The following is a 21,080-nucleotide window of genomic DNA, read 5'->3' as shown; positions in this document are numbered from 1 at the left end:
TGATGGTCGTCTGTTTTACACTGAGTTCAGGCGCCCCCGGGCGTTATGCGACTGCTATTTTGGTCACTTCCCCCTTTGCAAAGGAACCGGCTCGTGAATTTCACGTTTAACGCCACGGGGTTACCGCTTCAGGATTTGATTGTCGGCGCCTCAGTTTACTTCCCTCCCCTGTTCAAGGCGGTGATGCTGGGTTTTATTATCTGGCTCGTCACCCACCGCTTACTGCGCGACTGGATGTATTCCGGTGAAATCTGGCATCCCATGCTGATGGATCTTTCGCTGTTTGTGCTGGCAGTATGCCTGGGTCTGGCTATGCTGATTGTGTGGTGACTATACATATGAAAACAATCAAATATTTTTCATCATTACTTGTTCTGGTCCTGGCGCTAATCGCGGGCTGGTGGTTATGGAATTATTATATGCAGTCGCCCTGGACCCGTGACGGCAAAGTGCGCGCCGAGCAGGTCAGCGTGACGCCGCAGGTGTCCGGCACTATCACCAGGCTGCTGGTTAAAGATAACCAGTTTGTTCATGCGGGTGAGGTACTGTTTTCTGTCGATGAGACCCCTTATCACATCGCGGTCCTCAACGCCGAGGCGCAGCTGGCGAAATCCCAGTCCGATCTTGCGAAAGCCAATAACGAAGCCAACCGCCGCCGCCATCTGTCACGGAACTATATCTCCGCCGAAGATCTGGATACCGCCAATATTAACGTCAAAGCGATGCAGGCCAGCGTCGCGGTGGCTGAAGCGACCCTCAAGCAGGCCCAGTGGCAGCTGACCCAGACGGTGGTTAAAGCCCCGGTTGACGGCTGGGTCACCAATCTTTCCACCCGTCCGGGCGATTACGCCACCACCGGCCAGCCGGTCTTTGCGCTGGTCGACAGCCATTCGTTTTACGTGGTGGGCTATTTTGAAGAGACCAAACTCCGACATATCCGCGAGGGTGCTCCGGCGCAGATCGTCCTCTACAGCGGCTCGAGAACCTTACAGGGGCATGTATCCAGTATCGGACGCGCCATCTACGATCAAAGCGTCGAGACCGATTCAGGCCTGGTGCCTGACGTTAAACCCAATATTCCCTGGGTGCGGCTGGCACAACGTATCCCGGTGCGTATCGCCTTTGACCAGCTGCCGAGGGATCTGACCCTGGTCTCCGGCACGACCTGCACCGTCTCCATCGGAACCGCCCGGTGAACTGGCGCAACCTTCCGTGGCTCAGGGCAACCCCGGCGCAGTGGCGCTATGCCCTGCGCAACGGGATTGCGATGTGTCTGGCCCTCACCGTCGCCTATTGTCTCAATCTGGATGAACCCTACTGGGCGATGACCTCGGCGGCGGTGGTTAGCTTCCCGACCGTCGGGGGGGTGATCAGCAAAAGCCTGGGCCGGGTGGCGGGCAGCCTACTAGGGGCCACCGCGGCGCTGATCATTGCCGGACATACCCTCAACGACCCATGGCTGTTTCTGTTCAGCATGGCGGCGTGGTTGGCTATTTGCACCTGGGCCTGCGCCCACTTCAGCAATAACGTCGCCTACGCCTTCCAGTTGGCGGGTTACACCGCGGCGATCATCGCCTTCCCGGTGATCAATATTCTCGACATCACCCAGCTGTGGGATATTGCCCAGGCCCGGGTGTGCGAAGTCATTATCGGCATCCTGAGCGGCGGCGTGATGATGATGATCCTGCCCAGCACCTCCGACGGCACCGCCCTTATCAGCGCCCTGAAAGCGATGCACGCCCGGCTGCTGGAGCACGCCAGCCTGCTGTGGCAGCCCGACAGTAACGACGCTATTCGTCTGGCCCATGAAAAGGTCATCGCTCAGATCCTGACCATGAACCTGCTGCGCATTCAGGCCTTCTGGAGCCACTACCGCTTTCGTCGGCAAAATGCCCTGCTCAACTATCTGCTCCATCAGCAGCTGCGGATGACCAGCGCTATCTCCAGCCTGCGCCGCATGCTGTTGAACTGGCCCAACCCGCCTGCCCATACCCGGGAAGTCATCGATCGGCTGCTCGCCGCCCTCGCCCGTCCCGATGCCGATTTTTATACCGTTGCCCGCATCATTGCCCCGCTCAGACCGGGCGACGAGGGCGACTACCGGCATCGCGCCGTCTGGCAGCGGCTGCGCTATTTTTGCCGCCTGTATCTGCGCAGCAGCCGCTGGATAGCTGCGGTGGAAGCGGCCACGCCGGTGACCGAGTTTGCCGTCCCGCGCAGCCCGGCGCTGGCAAGGCATACCGATAACCTCGAGGCCCTGTGGAGCGGCTTTCGCACCTTTTGCGCCCTCAGCCTGGTGGGCGCCTGGACCATTACCGCCCAGTGGGATGCCGGGGGGGCAGCCCTGACGCTGGCGGCGATCAGCAGCGTACTCTACTCGGTGGCGGCCTCGCCCTTTAATTCACTCACGCTGCTGCTGCGGACGCTGATCCTGCTCTCGCTGTTCAGCTTTGTGGTCAAATTTGGCCTGATGGTGCAAATCTCCGATCTGTGGCTGTTCCTGCTGTTTCTGTTTCCGCTGCTGACCACCATGCAGCTGCTTAAACAGCAGATGCCCGCCCTTGCCGGGCTGTGGGGGCAGCTGATCGTCTTTATGGGGTCGTTTATTTCAGTGACCAACCCGCCGGTGTATGACTTTGCCGATTTCCTCAACGACGACCTGGCGAAAATTCTTGGCGTGGGGCTGACGTGGCTGGCTTTTGCGGTACTCAGGCCGGGCTCGGATGCGCGGAAAAGCCGCCGTCATATCCGGGAGCTGCGACGGGGGTTTGTCGATCAGCTCAGCCGCAGGCCGCAGCTGAGTGAAAATGGTTACGAATCGCTGGTGTATCACCATGTGAACCAGCTCAACAGCAGTAAGGATGCGCTCTCGCGCCGCTGGCTGCTGCGCTGGGGCGTAGTGCTGCTCAACTGCAGCCATGTGGTCTGGCAGCTGCGCGGCTGGGAGACCCGCTCGGATCCGCTGGCGCAGGTGCGGGATGTCGCCGTGTCGCTCCTGCGCGATATCATGAGCGAGCGCGGGGTACAGCAGCAGCCCCTGGCCGCCACCCTTGATGAGCTTCAGCGTATCTGCGACACCCTGGGGCATCATCCGCAACCGGCCGGGCAGGAGCTGGCGGCCCTGATCTGGCGACTACACTGTTCGCTGTCCCAGCTGGAACAGGCGCCCGCTCCGGGCACCCTGACCGATCAGATTACACCGCAGGCGTAGCGTTCACCGCCACCGCCGAGCGGTTTGGGCTGATCCGACATATTATCCCCGCCGACGTGGATCATCAGCGCCTTACCTTTGACCTCATCCAGCTTTTTCAGACGCGGCGCGACCACCGGGTCGGTAGCTTTACCGTCATTGTTCACCACCAGCGCAGGGAGATCGCCGAGGTGGCCCATCCCTTCCGGCCCTTCATGCTTGCCGGTGTTCTGGGGATCGAGGTGTCCGCCCGCGGCCTCAGCGGCGGCCGGTTTGCCCTCTTTCATGGCCGGTTCGCAGGAGCCTTTGGCATGGACATGATAACCGTGTTCGCCCGGTGGGAGGGCTTTAAGATCGGGGGAGAACTCCAGTCCTTTCTCCGTTTCGGTAATTTTCACCGTCCCGATGGACTGACCTATCCCCTGTGAGGTGACGAGGTTCATTTTTACTTCTTCACTGGCAGCCTGCGCACCTGCACAGACCACCAGCGTCAACGCTGCCAGAGTAAAACGCTTCATATGACCTCCTTCGGTTATTTTTTGCCCCTTAAGTTTATACCAGGGGCAATGATTTCACCGGGAAATCAGACAAATACGGAATTACGGCACGTCGTAACCCAGCGCGGCTTTACGGATGCGGAACCACTGCTGGCGCGTCATCTGCAGCTGCTCTGCGTCGAGGGCTGAACGCACGCGCTCGATTTTACCGGAACCGATAATCGGCAGCGGCTGGGATGGCAGACGTAAAATCCAGGCGTACACCACCTGCTCGATGGTTTCGGCATTCAGCTCCTGCGCCACCTGAGCGAGTTCATCGCGCAGCGGCTGGAAAGCGTCGTCATTAAACAGACGACCGCCGCCGAGGCAGGACCAGGCCATCGGACGGATCCGCAGCTGCTGAAGCTGGTCGAGGGTGCCATCCAGCAGCAGCGGCTGGTAAACCGGCGAAATCTCGACCTGGTTGGTCGCAAGGGTGAACGGCAGGCGCGATTGCAGCAGGGTAAACTGCGCCGGGGTAAAGTTGGAGACGCCGAAATGACGCACCTTGCCGCTCTGATGCAGGGCGAGGAAGGCCTCAGCGACTTCATCAGCATCCATCAATGGATCGGGGCGGTGAATCAGCAGCAGGTCAAGATAATCGGTCGCCAGATTGGTGAGGGACTGCTCTGCACTGCGGATAATATGGTCGCGGTCGGTAATGTAGTGGCCGATCGCATGCTCCGCTTTGGCCGTGGTGGCGATGCCACATTTGGTGACGATCTCCATCCGCTGACGCAGCGCGGGAGAGAGCTTCATCGCCTCGCCGAAGGCGGCTTCACACTGATAACCACCGTAGATATCGGCATGGTCGACGGTAGTGATCCCCAGCTCAAGATGTTCTTCAATAAAGCTGACCAGCTGTTGGGCGGACATATTCCAGTCCATCAGACGCCAGTAACCCATCACAAAACGGGAAAACTCCGGGCCCTGCGGGGCAAGGGTAATACGCTGAACCATAGCAATTTCCTCAAAAAAAGTCTGGGGAGAGTATACGCATTTACGGCGCTAAAAAAGTGAGGGTTGCTGCGGTTCTTCGGTTTCGGGGGCTTTGTTTGCGCGCAATTTACGCAAAAGACGCTGACGGCACAGGCGCAGGACCTCCTGCTTCTGGGCATCGCTGAAGGCTTGCCAGTTAAAACGCTCCTCCCGAGTGCGCATGCAGCCGCGACAAAAACCTCGCTCGTCAGACTGGCAGATACCCCTGCACGGGCTCTGGACGGGAAAGAACTCCAGTTGTTCAGCCACACGACCCTCCCAAAACCCAAGATTGAGTAAAGTGAAGACCTTAAGTCCGGGTAACGCAAGAGGTCAACCACAGAATTGTGGCATTAAGGTTTCACTAATCTTCGCTCCCTATACTCGCCTCATCACTACGATCTGGTTTAACGATGATGCTGACCCTTAAAAAGTTACAGTGTAACGATACAAAATTTACGCTGGGCTGTGCGCTCTTATTTACCCTGTTGAATGCCCTGTTTATTCATCGCAGCTGGCAGGTGATCTCTCCCGCCCGGCTGCATGACGTGCTTTTCGCCCTCACGGTGCCGCTGGTGCTGTTCTGCGGCTGGGTTATTGTATTCAGCATCCTGAATATTCCCCTGATCCGTAAACCGCTGCTGGTGCTGCTGACCCTCGGCTGCGCGGCGGCAACCTGGTTTATGTTCACCTACGGGGCGGTGATTGACCAGAACATGATGGTCAACGTCTTTGAGACCAACTCTCAGGAGGCCACGGCGCTGCTCACCCCGCAGCTGGTGCTGTGGCTGGTTGTCGCCGGCCTGGTGCCTTCCGTCGTGCTGGCGTTGATCCGCATCCGCCCCGGTAAATGGTGGCAGACGCTGTTAATGCGTCTCGCGGCTATTCTCGCAAGTCTGGTGGTCATCGTTCTGGTGGCAGCGGTCTTTTATAAGGACTATGCCTCGCTGTTCCGCAATAACAAAGGCATCGTCAAGATGGTGACCCCGGCCAACTACGTCAGCGCCATCGCCAAATACAGCAAGGCGCGCTGGTTTGCCGGTGACCAGACCTTGATCCGTCTCGGTGAAGATGCGCGTAAAGGCCCGCTGCTGCTGGCGCAGCAGAAAAAAACCGTGCTGGTGCTGGTGGTCGGGGAAGCCTCCCGGGCGGAAAACTATTCCCTGAACGGTTATAACCGTGATACCAACCCTGAGCTGAAAAAAGAGAATGTGATTAACTTCCCGCAGGCCTCCTCCTGCGGCACCGAAACCGCCGTCTCCGTGCCCTGCATGTTCTCCGGGATGCCGCGCAAAAAATACGATGCCGACCTGGCGCATCATCAGGAAGGTTTGATGGATGTGCTGAATCACGCCGGGATCAACCTGCTGTGGCGGGATAACGACGGCGGGTGTAAAGGCGCCTGCGATCGCATCCCGCACACCGACATGACCCAGTGGAAGCTGGACCAGTTCTGTAAGGACAAATCCTGTATTGACGACGCGGATCTGTATCGCCTGGACGACACCCTGGATGGCCTGAAACAGGATACAGTGCTGGTGATCCACCTGATGGGCAGCCACGGCCCGGCCTACTATCAGCGTTACCCGGAGCAGTACCGTCGCTTTACCCCGACCTGCGATACCAATGAGATCCAGGACTGCGATCATCAGGCGCTGATGAATACCTACGACAATACTATTCTCTATACCGACAGCGTGGTGAGTCGAACCATCGATGCCCTGAAAGCGCGTCAGGCAACGATGAACACGGCGCTGGTCTATCTCTCCGATCACGGTGAATCGCTTGGGGAAAACGGCCTCTATCTGCACGGCACGCCGTATATGCTGGCCCCGGAGCAGCAGACGCACATTCCGTTTATGTTCTGGCTCTCAAAGGACTACAAACAGAACTTCGGCGTTGACGAGCAGTGCCTGCGCGACCAGGCGGCGAAAGAGGCGGTTTCGCAGGACAATCTGTTCTCCACGGTGTTGGGGATGATGAACATCCGGACGTCGGTCTATCAGCCGCAAATGGATCTGCTCGCCCACTGCCGTCAAACTTAACGCTTGCATTAGACCGATTGGTCTACTACATTGACGACATGAATAAGCATACTGAACACGATACACGCGAACACCTTCTGGCGACCGGCGAGCGGCTGTGCATGCACCGCGGGTTTACCGGAATGGGGTTGAGCGAACTGCTGAAAACCGCCGATGTGCCGAAGGGGTCGTTCTATCACTACTTCCGCTCCAAAGAGGCGTTTGGCGTTGCTTTGCTGGAGCGCCACTATGCGGGCTACCATCAGCGTCTGGCTACGCACTTCGCCACTGGCAAGGGCAACTGTCGCGATCGTGTTCTGGCTTATTACCAGGAGACGCTGGCCCAGTTCTGTGCTCAGGGCATTATCAGCGGCTGTCTGACGGTTAAACTCTCAGCCGAAGTGTGCGATCTTTCCGAAGATATGCGCACGGCGATGGATAAAGGCGCCACGGGCGTGATCGCCCTGCTGGCGCAGGCGCTGGCGAAAGGGCGTGATGAAAAGTCACTGACCTTCGTCGGCGAACCGCTCACCCAGGCCCAGGTGCTCTATTCCCTGTGGCTGGGCGCTAACCTGCAGGCCAAAATATCCCGCAGCGCGCTGCCGCTGGAGAGCGCGCTGGACCATGTGAAGAACATCCTTGCAACGCCTGGCGTATAACAGGCGTTTTTATTTCACTAATTACTAGACGACCGGTCTACTCAGGAGCCACTATGTCAGCCGAAAAATTATTCACCCCGCTTAAAGTGGGCGCGATCGTTGCACCCAACCGTGTCTTTATGGCACCCCTTACCCGTCTGCGCAGCATCGAGCCGGGCGATATTCCAACGCCGCTGATGGGTGAATACTATCGCCAGCGCGTCAGCTCGGGCCTGATCATCTCTGAAGCCACCCAGATCTCCGCACAGGCCAAAGGCTATGCGGGTGCCCCTGGCCTGCACAGCCCGGAACAGATCGCGGCGTGGAAGAAGATCACCGACGGCGTGCATGCCGAAGAGGGTCGCATCGCGGTCCAGCTGTGGCACACCGGTCGTATCTCTCACAGCAGCATCCAGCCTGGCGGCGAGGCTCCGGTTTCTGCTTCTGCCCTCAATGCGGGCACCCGCACCTCCCTGCGTGATGAAAACGGCCATGCGATCCGCGTCGACACTACCACGCCGCGCGCGCTGGAGCTGGACGAGATCCCGGGCATCGTTAACGATTTTCGTCAGGCGGTCGCCAATGCTCGTGAAGCCGGTTTCGACCTGGTCGAACTGCACGGTGCCCACGGCTATCTGCTGCACCAGTTCCTGTCACCGTCTTCTAACCAGCGTACCGACCAGTACGGCGGCAGCGTAGAGAACCGCGCCCGTCTGGTGCTGGAGGTGATTGATGCCGTATCACAAGAGTGGAGCGCCGATCGCATCGGGATCCGCGTTTCGCCAATCGGATCCTTCCAGAACGTCGACAACGGCCCGAACGAAGAAGCCGACGCGCTCTACCTGATTGAAGAGCTGGCAAAACGCGGCATCGCCTATCTGCACATGTCTGAGCCAGACTGGGCCGGCGGCGAGCCTTACACCGACGCCTTCCGCCAGAAAGTGCGCGACGTTTTCCCGGGCGTGATCATCGGTGCCGGTGCCTATACGCCAGAGAAAGCAGAAGATCTGATCAACAAAGGGCTGATTGACGCCGTAGCCTTTGGCCGCGCCTACATCGCCAACCCGGATCTGGTGGCGCGCCTCGAGCGCAAGGCCGAGCTGAACCCGCAGCGTCCGGAGAGCTTCTACGGCGGCGGCGCGGAAGGTTATACCGATTATCCTTCTTTATAATCCCTTCATTGATAGCGGCGACAATTCGCCGCTATACTAAAACATCGTTTCTGTTCAAGATGATAAAAAGCTAAGAGGATAATATGCGCCTACTTCACACCATGCTGCGCGTTGGCGATCTGCAACGTTCCATCGAGTTCTACACCAATGTGCTGGGCATGACCCTGCTGCGCACCAGCGAAAACCCGGAATACAAATACTCCCTCGCCTTTGTCGGTTACGGCGAAGAGAGCGAAGAAGCGGTAATTGAGCTGACTTACAACTGGGGTGTTGATAGCTACGAGCTGGGTACCGCCTACGGCCATATCGCGCTGGAAGTAGATAACGCCGCGGAAGCCTGCGAGCGTATCCGTAGCAACGGCGGAAACGTCACCCGTGAAGCGGGTCCGGTTAAAGGCGGCACCACGGTGATTGCGTTTGTCGAAGATCCAGACGGTTACAAAATCGAACTGATCGAAGCCAAAGACGCCGGTCGCGGTCTGGGCAACTGATCCTGACGGGCGCGCCATGCGCCCGTTGTTTTACTGCATCCCATTGCAAAATTTGCCATAATGCCCACTGCTTTTTTCCCCTTGTAAGAGATCCAGATGTCCGATAACGCTCAACTTACCGGTCTGTGCGACCGTTTTCGTGGTTTTTATCCTGTCGTCATTGATGTCGAAACCGCTGGATTTAATGCCAAAACCGATGCGCTGCTGGAAATTGCCGCCATCACGTTGAAAATGGATGAGCAAGGCGATCTGCTGCCGGACTCCACGCTGCATTTCCACGTCGAACCTTTCGAAGGGGCGAACCTGCAGCCGGAGGCGCTGGCGTTTAACGGCATTGATCCGCATAACCCACTGCGCGGGGCGGTCAGTGAATATGAGGCGCTGCATGCCATTTTCAAAATGGTCCGCAAGGGCATGAAAGACCAGAACTGTAATCGCGCGATTATGGTGGCGCATAACGCGACCTTCGATCACAGCTTTATGATGGCCGCCGCCGAGCGCGCCTCCCTGAAGCGTAATCCGTTCCACCCGTTTGTGACCTTCGATACCGCCGCATTAAGCGGGCTGGCGCTGGGGCAAACCGTGCTGTCGAAGGCCTGCATTACCGCCGGTATTGAGTTTGATGGCACCCAGGCGCACTCTGCCCTGTACGATACCGAGCGCACCACGGAGCTGTTTTGTGAAATTGTGAACCGCTGGAAACGCCTTGGCGGCTGGCCGCTGCCGGAAGCCGACAGCAACGCATAAAAAAAGCGACCTTGTGGTCGCTTTTTTATTTACCGGGCCCGGTAAATCACTCGGCGCCTGGCTCTTCAGATTTGTATTTCGCAGCCGTCTCTTTGATCAGCTGTTGCAGTTCACCGCGCTGATACATTTCAATCAGGATGTCGCAACCGCCAACCAGCTCACCGTCAACCCACAGCTGTGGGAAGGTCGGCCAGTTTGCGTATTTTGGCAGCTCAGCGCGGATATCCGGGTTCTGCAGAATATCAACGTAAGCAAAACGTTCGCCACAGGCAGACAGCGCCTGGACCGCCTGAGCGGAGAAACCACAGCTTGGCAGTTTCGGAGAACCTTTCATGTACAGCAGGATCGGGTTTTCAGCAATCTGCTGCTGAATTTTTTCAATAGTAGTGCTCATGTTTTGCTTCCTTTAACTTCTGTTACGGCAATCGTCTGACATTGTAGCGTTTCAGACCGACAACGGAAAATAACATTTTTGTCACTTATATGATTTTACCGCGCGTCCCTTAAAGATGCATTCAGAACCTAACTTATCGCGAGATTACCTGCGGTTTTGTTCACCTAATGCACAAAACGCCGCTGCGAAATTGTGATTTTTTGCGCTCGCTAACGAAACACAGTTTTAGATGCAAAAAGTTTATTAACGTTGGGCCTTTTTATAGATTAGAATCGACGAGTTTTGTAAATCATAAGCAGGTTTATTTATAACCTGCAATTACCAGGGGATTGCCCAGTGGCGCGAATAAATAAATTCTCGATCACGCTCTGTGCTTTGCTGTTTACTTCTCTCACATTCACGCCGGTGGCTAACGCCTCAGAGCAGGCGCGGCCTTCTGCCGCGCATAAAACGCATCTGGCGAAAGCGACCGAACCTAAGAAAAAAAGCAGTACCAGCAAAACCACAAAAAAAGAGAGCACCAGTAAAAAGAGCAGCACCAAAAAAAGCCTCGCTAAAACACAGTCAACGCATTCCAGCAAAAAAAGCCGCACCACCTCCCGCAACGCCAGCCGAACCACGCAAACCGCCTCCCGCGTTGTGACAGAAAAATGCACCACCCGTAAAGGGCGTAAAGCGCAGTGCGTAAAAACCAGCAAGACCACGACTCTTGCCGAAGCGCATAAAGTCCGGGTGCAGAAAGCGCAGAAAACGGCAATGAATAAGCTGATGGGCCAGATCGGCAAACCTTATCGCTGGGGCGGTTCCTCTCCGCGTACCGGCTTCGACTGCAGCGGTCTGGTTTATTACGCCTATAAAGATCTGGTTAAATTCCGCATTCCGCGCACCGCTAATGAAATGTACCACCTCCGTGACGCCTCTCCGGTCGATCGCGGTGAGCTGGAGAGCGGCGATCTGGTGTTCTTCCGCACCCAGGGCCGTGGTACCGCCGATCACGTTGGCGTGTACGTGGGTAACGGCAAATTCATTCAGTCCCCGCGTACCGGCCAGGACATTCAGATCACCTCCCTCAGCGAAGACTACTGGCAGCGTCATTACGTCGGCGCACGTCGCGTGATGAAGGCCAACACCCTCCGTTAATCCCCTGCCCCGCCGGTACGCCTGCGGGGTAAGTTCCTATTTTGCATAATCTTTCAATTTGCTACTCTATCCCTTCATTCAGTAGGGCTATTGAATGGATCACTATAATAAGGAGAGAAGCAATGTCGTTTGAATTACCTGCATTACCGTATGCAAAAGACGCCCTGGCCCCGCACATCTCTGCGGAGACCCTGGAGTACCACTACGGCAAACACCACCAGACCTATGTCACCAACCTGAACAACCTGATCGGCGGTACCGCCTTTGAAGGGAAAACCCTGGAAGAGATCGTACGCACGTCAGAAGGCGGCGTGTTTAACAACGCCGCTCAGGTGTGGAACCATACCTTCTACTGGCATTGCCTGGCGCCCAATGCCGGCGGCGAACCGACGGGTGAACTGGCGGCAGCCATTACTGCTGCGTTCGGCAGCTTTGCGGAATTTAAAGCGAAGTTTACCGATGCGGCGGTGAAGAACTTTGGCGCAGGCTGGACCTGGCTGGTAAAAGAGGCCGACGGCACACTGGCGATCGTCTCTACGTCTAATGCGGGAACGCCGTTAACCACCCGCGCTATTCCGCTGCTGACCGTCGACGTCTGGGAACATGCGTATTACATCGATTACCGTAATGCGCGCCCGAATTACCTCGAGCATTTCTGGGCGCTGGTAAACTGGGAATTTGTGGCGAAGAACTTCGCGGCATAATAAAAACGCCGAAGGGAACTCCTTCGGCGTTATTTTTATTCGGTAGCGCAAACCGGCTCGGGTTGTTTTCGTTCCGAGGCAAAGACCAGAATAAGCCCCAGGCCTGCAATAATGGCTCCCATCACCGGAACAAAGCTGTAGCCCATCCCGCTGGAAATGACCGCCCCACCGGCCGCCGCCCCCAGCGCATTCCCGAGGTTAAAGGCACCGATATTCACCGACGACGATAACCCCGGCGCATCGCTGGCCACGCGCATGACGCGCATCTGCAAAGGCGGTACCACCGCAAAGGTCGCCATGCCCCACACCACCATCGCCACGGCTGCGCCCACTTCATTACGCGCCAGCCACGGAATAGCCAGCATGATGACGATCAGCAGGAGTAAAAAGCCTTTCAGGGTGCCGCTCACGGATTTGTCCGCCAGCTTGCCGCCCAGGTAGTTGCCAATGGAAAAACCGACGCCAATCAGCACCAGCATGGCGGTGATAAAGGCCGGAGTCGCCTGGTTGATGTCATGCAGCACCGGGGCAATGTAGGTATAGAGGGTGAACATCGCCCCGGCTCCGAGGACGGTAGTCAGCAAGGCAGACAGCACCTGCGGACGCAGCAGCACCGCCAGCTCTTTGCGCACCTCCGGTTTTTCGCCCGCCCCGCCAGCCGGCAGGGAGAAGAACAACGCAATCATCGAAACCACGCCCAGCAGCGCGGTCGCCAGGAAGGACATCCGCCAGCCAATCGCTTCGCCCATCCAGGTTGCGGCCGGCACCCCACCGATATTGGCGATGGTGAGGCCCATAAACATGGTGGCGACAGCGCTGGCCTGCTTATGCTTCGGCACCACGCTGGCGGCGACTACCGACCCGAGGCCAAAGAAGGCGCCGTGGTTCAGGCTGGTCAGAATACGCGACAGCATCAGGGTGGTGTAATCCGGCGAGAGCGCCGACAGGACGTTACCGACGGTAAAGATCGCCATCAGGAAGATCAGCGCATTGCGACGCCCGCGATGGGACAGCAACAGGGTCATCAGCGGCGCACCCACCATCACGCCGATGGCGTAGGCGCTGATCAGCATGCCCGCAGCGGGAATAGAGACATCTACCCCCCGGGCAATAACCGGTAGCAGGCCCATCGGGGAAAATTCGGTTGTGCCGATACCAAAGGCACCAATGGCCAGGGCCAGCAGCGGAAAATTGATTCTCATACTTCAACTCCAGACACCGTGTCGTCAGGCGACACAGAACAATGAAGGCGAAAGCATGACACCAATCACAAAAAATGAGAAGTTAACAATTTGGCAAAAGATTTTTGCAGGGCGCGTAACAATCAGCGGAAGGAACGAGGGAGAGCTGACCTCTCCCGCATCAATCAGTGCAGTGCCGCCGTCAGACCGCTGGCAACAATCAGACTCAGAACAATAATGGTAGTAATCAGCGAAAACTTAAGATCGGTACTCATCAATTTTTCTCCTTTTAATCACCCTATTAAGAGTGAGCCTGCTCATTTTTACACAGTTCAGGGTAAAAATCTTGCTGGATTTAGATTGATATCGGTTTTTGCTCTTCCCCTTTTGGCCAAGATAAGACAAAATTCCACGCTAAATTTATTAGCGTACCGGCCATTGACCCCCTCCTGACGTCCTGTGTCGTTTTCCCGGCGTACCGCAATTCAAATTGCGCAATTAGGGCGAGTGAAGGCAAACGTTTACCTATTGGTTTTTCAGGAGCTTAGATATGGTCTGGAGTGACATCTGATGGCAACAATTAAAGACGTGGCGAAACGCGCAAACGTTTCCACTACAACCGTATCACATGTTATTAACAAAACCCGCTTTGTTGCGGAAGAGACCCGCAACAACGTCTGGGCGGCCATTAAAGAGCTGCACTACTCTCCCAGCGCCGTGGCCCGCAGTCTGAAGGTGAATCACACCAAATCGATCGGCCTACTGGCGACCAGCAGCGAAGCGCCCTATTTCGCAGAAATTATTGAAGCAGTGGAGAAGAACTGCTTCCAGAAAGGCTACACCCTGATCCTCGGCAACGCCTGGAACAGCCTCGAAAAACAGCGGGCCTATCTGTCGATGATGGCGCAGAAGCGCGTCGACGGTCTGCTGGTGATGTGTTCCGAATACCCGGAATCCCTGCTCACCATGCTGGAAGAGTACCGCAATATTCCAATGGTGGTGATGGACTGGGGCGAAGCGAAGGCCGACTTTACCGACTCGGTAATCGATAACGCCTTCGAAGGCGGCTACATGGCCGGTCGTTATCTGATTGAACGCGGCCACCGTGAAATCGGCGTGATCCCCGGAGCGCTGGAGCGCAACACCGGGGCCGGGCGTCTGGCGGGCTTTATGAAAGCGATGGAAGAGGCGTTAATCACGGTGCCGGAAAACTGGATCGTGCAGGGCGACTTTGAGCCGGAGTCCGGCTACCGCGCCATGCAGCAGATCCTCTCCCAGAGCCCGCGTCCGACCGCCATCTTCTGCGGCGGGGATATTATGGCAATGGGTGCACTCTGTGCCGCCGATGAGATGGGCCTGCGCGTCCCGCAGGACGTTTCGCTGATCGGGTATGATAACGTGCGCAACGCCCGCTTCTTTACCCCGGCGCTGACCACCATTCACCAGCCGAAAGATTCGCTGGGTGAGACCGCCTTCAACATGCTGCTGGACCGCATCGTCAACAAGCGTGAAGAGTCCCAGTCCATTGAGGTGCATCCGCGCCTGATTGAACGCCGTTCCGTCGCGGACGGACCGTTCCGCGACTACCGCCGTTAATCCTCTCCGGGAGTCAGTACCTCTGGCTCCCGCAGCCACTCCCGGTTCATCGTTTCACTGTCTCCCAGATAATCCAGCAGCCAGGCCAGGGCCGGTGACATATCGTTTTGTTGCCAGGTCAGGCAGCACGCCGCATCCGGGAAGGGATTTTCCAGCGACAGCGCCACCCATTTGCCGCTGTCGATCCACGGACGGGCAAAATGCACCGGCACCATCCCCACGCACAGCCCGGCCGAGAGGCAGGTGGCTGACGATTCCCAGTCCGGGGTGACGATCCGCCGCTGGTTATCCAGCAGCCAGGTGATGCGTTTCGGCAGCGAGCGGGAGGTGTCTTCGCGCACCAGCGAGGGCCAGCTGCGCAGGGTATCATCGCTGAGCGGCCCTTCCATGGCGGCCAGCGGATGATGGCTGGCGACCACGCAGATCCAGCTCAGCGTACCCATATCGCGAAACGCATAGCGCCCCCCGACCGGGATCGCCTGGGTGGCGCCGATCGCCATTTCCACCCTGCCGTCCGCCAGCGCGTCCCAGACGCCGTTAAAGACCTCCTGGGACACCCGCAGCTCGACGTCCGAAAAGTGGCGGTAAAAATCGACAATCATCTGACGGGTACGCTCGGGGCGGACGATATTGTCCACCGCAATGGAGATATGTCCGCGCCAGCCGTTGGCAATCTGCTGGCACTGTTCGCGGGTGATCTGCATTTTTTTGATAACAGACCGCCCCTCTTTCAGAAACCACATCCCGGCAGGGGTAAGCTCCACGTCTCGGTGACGCCGCTCAAACAGCGGCACCGCCAGCCATTCTTCCAGTTGACGCACGGTGTAGCTGATGGCGGACGGAACGCGATGCAACTCCTGCGCGGCTCCGCTGAAGCTGCCGTTACGCGCGACGGCATCCACCACTTCAAGAGAATATTCTGACCACATTTTCTGCCTGCAAAATTTTTGAATGCAACCGCCAAATATTAGCGTTTCACAAGCGGGTTTGCACTCCCTACACTCAGCGGCTACCCAAACCTGCGCCCAAACGGAGAATAGAACAATGACACCCGGGAAAGGATTTTTAGTCTGGCTCGGCGGCTTAAGCGTGCTGGGCTTCCTCGCCACCGATATGTATCTGCCTGCCTTCTCGATCATGCAGGAGGATCTGCAAACCCCGGCGGCGGCCATCAGCGCCAGCCTGAGCCTGTTCCTGGCGGGCTTTGCCTTTGCCCAGCTGCTGTGGGGACCGATGTCCGACCGCTTCGGCCGTAAGCCGGTACTGCTGGCAGGGTTAGCCATTTTCGCCCTCGGCTGCCTCGGTATGCTGTGGGTCCGGGATGCCACCTGGCTGCTGGTGCTGCGCTTTATCCAGGCGGTGGGGGTTTGTGCCGCAGCGGTCACCTGGCAGGCGCTGGTAACCGATTACTACCCGGCTTCGCGCACTAACCGTATTTTTGCCACCATCATGCCGCTGGTCGGACTCTCTCCGGCGCTGGCGCCGCTGCTCGGCAGCTGGATCCTCGCCCACTTCAGCTGGCAGGCGATTTTTGCAGTGCTGTTTGTTATCACCCTGGTGCTGATGATCCCGGCTTTCAGCCTGAAGCCAGCGGCAGTGAAAAATGAACAACCTAAACAACGCGTCACCTTTTTATCGCTGTTACGTTCGCGCACCTACCGCGGCAATGTGCTGATTTACGCCGCCTGCTCCGCGAGCTTCTTCGCCTGGCTGACCGGGTCGCCGTTTATTCTCAGCGATATGGGTTACAGCCCGGCGGCGATCGGCCTGAGCTACGTGCCGCAGACCATCGCCTTCCTGATTGGTGGCTATGGCTGCCGTGCCGCGCTGCAGAAATGGCAGGGTCACCAGATGCTGCCGTGGCTGCTGGGCCTGTTTGCCCTCAGCGTGATCGCCACCTGGGCGGTTGGGTTTATCCCGGGCGTGGGCCTGGTTGAGCTGCTGATCCCCTTCTGCCTGATGGCGGTGGCAAACGGCGCGATCTACCCGATTGTGGTGGCGCAGGCCCTGCGTCCCTTCCCGCAGGCGACCGGCAGCGCTGCCGCACTGCAGAACACCCTTCAGCTGGGCCTTTGCTTCCTGGCGAGCCTGATGGTGTCGTGGCTGATTGCCACCCCGCTGCTTACCACCACCAGCGTGATGGTGGCGACCGTTGTACTGGCGGCGCTTGGCTATCGGATGCAGTACATGCGCGCAGAACAGCAGGATGACAGGCTGCAGGCCGGGTCTTCACAGGCATAACGGGCGAGTTGATTAGCATGCTAACAATATCCTGTTGAATCACTACCCTATCAGTCCTATACTGACTGAAGCGTTCTGATAAATACTAAAAATATTAAGTGTTAACGGGAGCCGGAGTGCTCCCGTTTTACCATGGATGGCCTTTCGGCAAGGGTCCTCTCCCTTCCTCTGTTCTACGTCGGATATTAGCCTCACGGGTCACGCCGTGAAATTTCTCACTCTCCATAAAGAGCGTCTACGCTATTTATGGATTCTGATCACATCAGGTGATGGAGAAGCTATGAGTTCATCGTGTATAGAAGAAGTCAGCATCCGGAATGATGACTGGTTCCGGATAGTCAATGAATTGCTGAGCCGCGCGGGTATCACCATCAACGGCCCGGCATCCTCCGATCTACAAATTAAACACCCCGATTTTTTTAAACGCGTCCTGAAGCAGGGCTCGCTGGGTCTTGGCGAGAGCTATATGGACGGCTGGTGGGAGTGTGAGCGGCTGGATATCTTTTTCAATAACGTCCTGCGGGCGGGCCTGGAAACACAGCTGCCCAGCCACCTGAAGGATACGCTGCGGATAGCCACCGCCCGCCTGTTCAACCTGCAGAGTAAAAAGCGCGCCTGGATCGTTGGTAAAGAGCATTACGATCTCGGCAATGACCTGTTCAGCCGCATGCTCGACCCCACCATGCAATACTCCTGCGGTTACTGGAAAGAGGCGACCACCCTCGAACAGGCCCAGCAGGATAAATTACGTCTTATCTGCGAAAAACTGCAGCTGAAACCCGGCATGCGGGTGCTCGACATTGGCTGTGGCTGGGGCGGGCTGGCGCATTTTATGGCGCATCACTATGGCGTCAGCGTGGTGGGTGTGACCATCTCTGCTGAACAGCAAAAAATGGCTCAGGCGCGCTGCGAGGGGCTTGATGTCACCATCCTGTTGCAGGATTATCGCGATCTGCGCGACCAGTTCGATCGCATCGTCTCCGTGGGGATGTTCGAACATGTCGGGCCGAAGAACTACCGCACCTATTTTGAGGTGGTTGATCGTAACCTCAAGCCGGACGGTCTGTTTCTGCTGCACACCATAGGTTCACAAAAAACCGACCATCGCGTCGATCCGTGGATCGATAAATACATCTTTCCGAATGGCTGTTTACCTTCAGTTCGCCAGATTGCGAATGCCAGCGAACCCCATTTTGTAATGGAAGACTGGCATAATTTCGGCGCTGATTACGATACCACCCTGATGGCATGGCATGAACGTTTTCTCGCCGCCTGGCCGGAGATCGCAGACAACTATTCCGAACGATTTAAACGGATGTTCAGCTATTACCTGAATGCCTGTGCCGGAGCGTTTCGCGCCCGCGATATTCATCTGTGGCAGGTGGTGTTCAGCCGCGGCGTGGAGCACGGCCTGCGGGTGGCGCGCTAAATAAAACACCCCGGCATGCCGGGGTGTTTTATTATCACGCGTCGTTAAGCGTCTGTTGGATGGCTGCTGCCTCTTTGGCTGCCAGCACGCGCTCTACGGTATCGACCACCGCCTGGGTTTGCGGATCGATTTCAATATTGACCCGATGGCCCAGCTTTTTATTGCCGAGTGTCGTGCGCTGCAGCGTCTCCGGGATCAGGTGAACGCAGAAACGGGTTGGCGTCACTTCACCCACCGTCAGGCTGATGCCGTCCACGCCAATAAATCCTTTATAGAGGATGTATTTCATTAACGACGGATCCTGAACTTTAAACCAGATCTGGCGGTTATTTTCTGAGGTCAGGATTTTAGAAATTTCAGCCGTGGTCATAATATGGCCCGACATTAAATGCCCGCCGATTTCGTCGCTGAATTTTGCCGCGCGTTCCACGTTAACAATATCACCCTCGGCCAGGTCGCCCAGGTTGGTGATACGCAGCGTTTCCTTCATTAAATCGAAACTGATCAGGTTACCGTTAATTTCGGTGACCGTCAGACAACAACCGTTGTGCGCAACCGATGCCCCGGTCTCCAGCCCATCGAGCATCTCATCCGGCAGGGCGACAACATGGGTTCGGAAGTTGGGTTTTTCATCAATGGACACCAGTTTCGCGGTGCCCTGCACAATACCAGTAAACATGCTTACGACTCCTGTTTGTTCCTTCGGTGATGACACCGTTTTATCGCACCACAATAACAGTTGAAAATAGAGGTTGCCAGTACCCCACATTTTCTGGCGATTTTTTCACTAGATAATTAGCCTATCCCCGCTACAATAGCTGGAATTCCCCGCATCTTCTTCTTGCTGTTTTTTCGCAGCGGCTTTTTCTCTTTCAAATAACAACAATATCAAAGGTGTTCACGTGCAGAAGTACTTGATTGAAGCGCGTCAGTTATTAGCTCTGGCGATCCCGGTAATACTGGCGCAAATTGCCCAAACCTCGATGGGATTCGTTGATACCGTGATGGCGGGTGGCTACAGCGCCACCGACATGGCCGCGGTCGCCATCGGCACCTCTATCTGGCTGCCGGCGATTTTATTTGGACACGGCCTGCTGCTGGCGTTAACCCCTACTATTGCCCAGCTGAACGGCTCCGGGCGCCGGGAGCGTATTGCCCATCAGATCCGCCAGGGGTTCTGGCTGGCCGGTTTTGTCTCGGTGCTGATCATGATCGTCCTGTGGAACGCGGGCTATATTATTCACGCCATGCGCAATATTGATCCGGCCCTGGCGGATAAAGCCGTTGGGTATTTACGCGCCCTGCTCTGGGGGACGCCGGGTTATTTATTCTTCCAGGTAGCGCGTAACCAGTGCGAAGGTCTGGCGAAGACCAAACCGGGCATGGTGATGGGATTCATCGGGCTGCTGGTGAATATTCCGGTGAACTACGTCTTTATTTACGGTCATTTCGGCATGCCTGAGCTGGGCGGCGTCGGCTGCGGCGTGGCAACGGCAGCGGTGTACTGGGTGATGTTCTTCGGCATGCTGTCTTATGTTAAGCGCGCCCGTTCCATGCGCGATATTCGCTACGAAGCCGGTTTCAGCAAGCCGGACATGGCGGTAGTGAAACGTCTGGTACAGCTGGGTCTGCCTATCGCTCTGGCGCTGTTCTTCGAAGTGACGCTGTTTGCGGTAGTGGCGCTGCTGGTCTCCCCGCTGGGGATTGTCGACGTGGCCGGTCACCAGATCGCCCTTAACTTCAGCTCCCTGATGTTCGTACTGCCGCTGTCGCTGGCCGCCTCCGTGACCATTCGCGTCGGGTATCGCCTCGGCCAGGGCTCAACCCTGGATGCGCAAACCGCCGCCCGCACCGGGATTGGCGTCGGGGTGTGCATGGCGGTGTGCACCGCACTGTTCACCGTCACGCTGCGGGAGCAGATCGCCCTGCTCTATAACGATAATCCGGAAGTGGTGATCCTTGCCTCCCAGCTGATGCTGCTGGCGGCGATATATCAGATCTCCGACTCCATTCAGGTGATCGGCAGCGGCGTGTTGCGTGGCTATAAAGATACCCGCTCGATCTTCTTTATCACTTTTATCGCCTACTGGGTGCTGGGGCTGCCGAGCGGTTATATTCTGGCCCTCACCGACCTGGTGGTGGATCGGATGGGGCCTGCCGGCTTCTGGATGGGCTTTATTATCGGCTTAACCTCTGCCGCAATCATGATGATGCTGCGCATGCGCTTCCTGCAGCGCCAGCCATCCAGCGTGATTTTGCAACGCGCTGCACGCTAATTGCGCAGTAGCCGCCCGCGGGCGGCTACTTTCTCCGCATTTTGCGCGGGAATACAGCAATCGCGTGAATTCGTGAAGAAATTTGCAGTTTTCCTCTTGCCTGATGCCCGCGCTGCCGCTAATATTCGTCCCCGTTGTCACACACAACAATGCGTTCATAGCTCAGTTGGTTAGAGCACCACCTTGACATGGTGGGGGTCGTTGGTTCGAGTCCAATTGAACGCACCATTCTCTACAGTGCGTCCGTAGCTCAGTTGGTTAGAGCACCACCTTGACATGGTGGGGGTCGGTGGTTCGAGTCCACTCGGACGCACCATTTCAGTTAGTCCTCAGTTATTCTTTT

22 protein-coding genes and 2 tRNA genes are annotated in these 21,080 nt (G+C 57.0%); 16 read left to right on the top strand and 8 right to left on the bottom strand.

The window, feature by feature from the left end; genetic code table 11:
* Positions 1-93: 93 nt before the first annotated feature.
* From ES815_RS19265 to ES815_RS19255, 3 genes are read left to right on the top strand one after another with little or no spacing between them, the layout of a single operon-like run.
* Positions 94-330 (top strand): DUF1656 domain-containing protein, encoded by a 237-nt coding sequence (locus ES815_RS19265; protein ID WP_231312506.1) that lies wholly within the window; start codon positions 94-96, stop codon positions 328-330.
* A 2-nt stretch (positions 331-332) separates the two neighbouring features.
* Positions 333-1,196, top strand: a complete 864-nt coding sequence (locus ES815_RS19260; protein WP_221888539.1) for an HlyD family secretion protein — start codon at positions 333-335, stop codon at positions 1,194-1,196.
* The gene (locus tag ES815_RS19255) at positions 1,193-3,211 is read left to right on the top strand and encodes an FUSC family protein (protein WP_142489236.1); all 2,019 of its coding nucleotides are present in this window, start codon (positions 1,193-1,195) and stop codon (positions 3,209-3,211) included. The genes ES815_RS19260 and ES815_RS19255 overlap by 4 nt, the downstream gene beginning before the upstream one ends.
* Here ES815_RS19255 and sodC read toward each other — a convergent pair.
* From sodC to ES815_RS19240, 3 genes are all read right to left on the bottom strand, one after another.
* Positions 3,190-3,708: a superoxide dismutase [Cu-Zn] SodC gene (sodC, locus tag ES815_RS19250; RefSeq protein WP_142489235.1), complete on the bottom strand. Its 519-nt coding sequence runs from the start codon at positions 3,706-3,708 to the stop codon at positions 3,190-3,192. The two genes, ES815_RS19255 and sodC, sit on opposite strands and share 22 nt — an antisense overlap.
* Positions 3,709-3,789: 81 nt before the next feature.
* A complete protein-coding gene (locus tag ES815_RS19245; protein WP_142489234.1) occupies positions 3,790-4,686 on the bottom strand; it encodes an aldo/keto reductase family oxidoreductase in 897 nt (298 codons plus the stop codon).
* Between the two features lie 48 nt (positions 4,687-4,734).
* Entirely contained in the window at positions 4,735-4,974 is a 240-nt protein-coding gene (locus tag ES815_RS19240) for a DUF1289 domain-containing protein (RefSeq protein WP_142489233.1), read from the bottom strand.
* Positions 4,975-5,120: 146 nt separating this feature from the next.
* On the opposite strand from ES815_RS19240, the gene eptA reads away from it, so the two are divergent.
* The 5 genes from eptA to rnt all read left to right on the top strand — a co-directional run bounded on the left by eptA (position 5,121) and on the right by rnt (position 9,776).
* Complete coding sequence (gene eptA / locus ES815_RS19235) at positions 5,121-6,749, top strand: phosphoethanolamine transferase EptA (protein ID WP_142490089.1); 1,629 nt, start codon at positions 5,121-5,123, stop codon at positions 6,747-6,749.
* A 38-nt stretch (positions 6,750-6,787) separates the two neighbouring features.
* Positions 6,788-7,387, top strand: coding sequence for a TetR/AcrR family transcriptional regulator (locus tag ES815_RS19230; protein WP_142489232.1), 600 nt, complete (start codon positions 6,788-6,790; stop codon positions 7,385-7,387).
* 53 nt (positions 7,388-7,440) lie between these two features.
* Positions 7,441-8,538, top strand: a complete 1,098-nt coding sequence (locus ES815_RS19225; protein WP_142489231.1) for an alkene reductase — start codon at positions 7,441-7,443, stop codon at positions 8,536-8,538.
* Between the two features lie 83 nt (positions 8,539-8,621).
* Positions 8,622-9,029, top strand: coding sequence for a lactoylglutathione lyase (gene gloA / locus ES815_RS19220; protein WP_142489230.1), 408 nt, complete (start codon positions 8,622-8,624; stop codon positions 9,027-9,029).
* Positions 9,030-9,125: 96 nt separating this feature from the next.
* Positions 9,126-9,776: a ribonuclease T gene (rnt, locus tag ES815_RS19215; protein WP_142489229.1), complete on the top strand. Its 651-nt coding sequence runs from the start codon at positions 9,126-9,128 to the stop codon at positions 9,774-9,776.
* A gap of 46 nt (positions 9,777-9,822) precedes the next feature.
* Here rnt and grxD read toward each other — a convergent pair whose 3' ends face one another.
* Positions 9,823-10,170: a monothiol glutaredoxin 4 gene (grxD, locus tag ES815_RS19210; protein WP_032617810.1), complete on the bottom strand. Its 348-nt coding sequence runs from the start codon at positions 10,168-10,170 to the stop codon at positions 9,823-9,825.
* 336 nt (positions 10,171-10,506) lie between these two features.
* On the opposite strand from grxD, the gene ES815_RS19205 reads away from it, so the two are divergent.
* Positions 10,507-11,310, top strand: coding sequence for a C40 family peptidase (locus ES815_RS19205; protein ID WP_142489228.1), 804 nt, complete (start codon positions 10,507-10,509; stop codon positions 11,308-11,310).
* Positions 11,311-11,432: 122 nt separating this feature from the next.
* A complete protein-coding gene (gene sodB, locus ES815_RS19200) occupies positions 11,433-12,014 on the top strand; it encodes a superoxide dismutase [Fe] (protein ID WP_142489227.1) in 582 nt (193 codons plus the stop codon).
* A gap of 35 nt (positions 12,015-12,049) precedes the next feature.
* Here the strand turns inward: sodB and ES815_RS19195 are convergent, their stop codons facing one another.
* Both ES815_RS19195 and ES815_RS19190 read right to left on the bottom strand, forming a co-directional pair.
* Positions 12,050-13,216: an MFS transporter gene (locus tag ES815_RS19195; protein ID WP_142489226.1), complete on the bottom strand. Its 1,167-nt coding sequence runs from the start codon at positions 13,214-13,216 to the stop codon at positions 12,050-12,052.
* A gap of 164 nt (positions 13,217-13,380) precedes the next feature.
* Positions 13,381-13,470: a YnhF family membrane protein gene (locus ES815_RS19190; protein ID WP_106993692.1), complete on the bottom strand. Its 90-nt coding sequence runs from the start codon at positions 13,468-13,470 to the stop codon at positions 13,381-13,383.
* 295 nt (positions 13,471-13,765) lie between these two features.
* On the opposite strand from ES815_RS19190, the gene purR reads away from it, so the two are divergent.
* Positions 13,766-14,791, top strand: a complete 1,026-nt coding sequence (gene purR, locus ES815_RS19185; protein ID WP_142489225.1) for an HTH-type transcriptional repressor PurR — start codon at positions 13,766-13,768, stop codon at positions 14,789-14,791.
* On the opposite strand, the gene punR is transcribed toward purR, so the two are convergent.
* Positions 14,788-15,720, bottom strand: a complete 933-nt coding sequence (gene punR / locus ES815_RS19180) for a DNA-binding transcriptional activator PunR (RefSeq protein ID WP_142489224.1) — start codon at positions 15,718-15,720, stop codon at positions 14,788-14,790. The two genes, purR and punR, sit on opposite strands and share 4 nt — an antisense overlap.
* A 115-nt stretch (positions 15,721-15,835) precedes the next feature.
* On the opposite strand from punR, the gene punC reads away from it, so the two are divergent.
* Positions 15,836-17,032 (top strand): purine nucleoside transporter PunC, encoded by a 1,197-nt coding sequence (punC, locus tag ES815_RS19175; RefSeq protein ID WP_142489223.1) that lies wholly within the window; start codon positions 15,836-15,838, stop codon positions 17,030-17,032.
* 280 nt (positions 17,033-17,312) lie between these two features.
* The gene (gene cfa / locus ES815_RS19170; RefSeq protein ID WP_142489222.1) at positions 17,313-18,461 is read left to right on the top strand and encodes a cyclopropane fatty acyl phospholipid synthase; all 1,149 of its coding nucleotides are present in this window, start codon (positions 17,313-17,315) and stop codon (positions 18,459-18,461) included.
* Positions 18,462-18,495: 34 nt separating this feature from the next.
* On the opposite strand, the gene ES815_RS19165 is transcribed toward cfa, so the two are convergent.
* On the bottom strand, positions 18,496-19,140 hold the full coding sequence (locus ES815_RS19165) for a riboflavin synthase subunit alpha (RefSeq protein ID WP_142489221.1): 645 nt from the start codon (positions 19,138-19,140) through the stop codon (positions 18,496-18,498).
* Positions 19,141-19,363: 223 nt separating this feature from the next.
* On the opposite strand from ES815_RS19165, the gene mdtK reads away from it, so the two are divergent.
* The 3 genes from mdtK (at position 19,364) to ES815_RS19150 (ending at position 21,053) form a co-directional block, all read left to right on the top strand.
* A complete protein-coding gene (mdtK, locus tag ES815_RS19160) occupies positions 19,364-20,737 on the top strand; it encodes an MdtK family multidrug efflux MATE transporter (RefSeq protein WP_142489220.1) in 1,374 nt (457 codons plus the stop codon).
* A 151-nt stretch (positions 20,738-20,888) separates the two neighbouring features.
* A tRNA-Val gene (locus ES815_RS19155) sits at positions 20,889-20,965 on the top strand.
* A gap of 11 nt (positions 20,966-20,976) precedes the next feature.
* Positions 20,977-21,053 (top strand) — tRNA-Val (locus ES815_RS19150).
* Positions 21,054-21,080 lie beyond the last annotated feature (27 nt).

This window comes from Leclercia adecarboxylata (assembly GCF_006874705.1).
GTDB lineage: Bacteria > Pseudomonadota > Gammaproteobacteria > Enterobacterales > Enterobacteriaceae > Enterobacter > Enterobacter adecarboxylatus_C.
This window is presented reverse-complemented; position numbering and strand designations above follow the sequence as displayed.